1 protein-coding gene is annotated in these 1,011 nt (G+C 33.8%); it reads right to left on the reverse strand.

Annotated elements, in window-relative coordinates:
• The coding region (locus KHW44_RS10075) for a cell wall-binding repeat-containing protein (protein WP_304069034.1) at window positions 1-873 on the reverse strand (873 nt) is incomplete at its 3' end.
• Between the last annotated feature and the right edge of the window lie 138 nt (window positions 874-1,011).

A 1,011-nucleotide genomic window follows, 5' to 3' on the forward strand; every position in this document is an offset into this window, starting at 1 on the left:
AATAGTTACAGAATTCATATTTTCTAGATAACTCTTAGTTGATTGTGTCAAATTTTCATTGTCAGTCAAAATAATAGGCGCCTTGTAATTTTTCGCAACGCTTACCGCTGACAAACTATCTGCAAAAACTTTTGAATTTGCCAATATAGCATTTTCATTATTTTCAAATGAACGTCTTGCTATAGCCAATGCTGTTTGATATCTGTCTTTTCCTGCAATTCTTTCTCCGGTAAAACCGTTCAACGGAAGTTGGTTAACCCCACCAATTGCTATTTCTTTCAAATCAGATTTTGGGTAAGAATTACCATCGCTAAGTACCATCAATGCTTTGTGATCTGCCATGAAACTAGTTGCACTAAGAGCATCAGGGAAATTTTTGCCGCTCGCAATCAATAAATATTCTGCATCGACAAATTCTTTTGTTTTTTCCATAACCTTCACAGAAGTTTCGTATCTGTTGTTTCCTTTAAGCCTTTCAATGTTAATATCATTAACAGCAGATTTTACAGATTCTTCGATATTTGAACCCAACGCATTTTCCCCGCCAACAATATACATATTCTTAGGCTTTAAATTTGCGATTTCTTCTTTCACCCTTAAATCCATATTTTCATCTGACAAAATAAGCGGCGCATTCAAAGCTGCTGCAAGTTGACCTGCTGACAAAGCATCCGCAAAGTTGAATCCACTTGCAAGTACAACATTGTCTGATTCATTGAACATCGCTTTTGAAATTTCAATAGAAGTTCCAATCCTATCTTTTCCAGCAATTCTCGTAACACTTTCAACATTTGCGCTAGACACGCCCGCTGGAATCATAAAAGAAATAACCAAAGCGGCTAGTGTAAGTTTTTTCAAATTTTTAATCAACATTTTCTCCTCCATTAATTTAATATACTACTATGATACCACAATAACTAATAAATTTATAAAAAATTTTATTATCAAATACTACCTAATTAGCATATTTCCCACAAACATAACTATTGGAAACGCTAATACTAACAAAAA

This window comes from Finegoldia magna (genome assembly GCF_018371055.1).
GTDB lineage: Bacteria > Bacillota > Clostridia > Tissierellales > Peptoniphilaceae > Finegoldia > Finegoldia magna_I.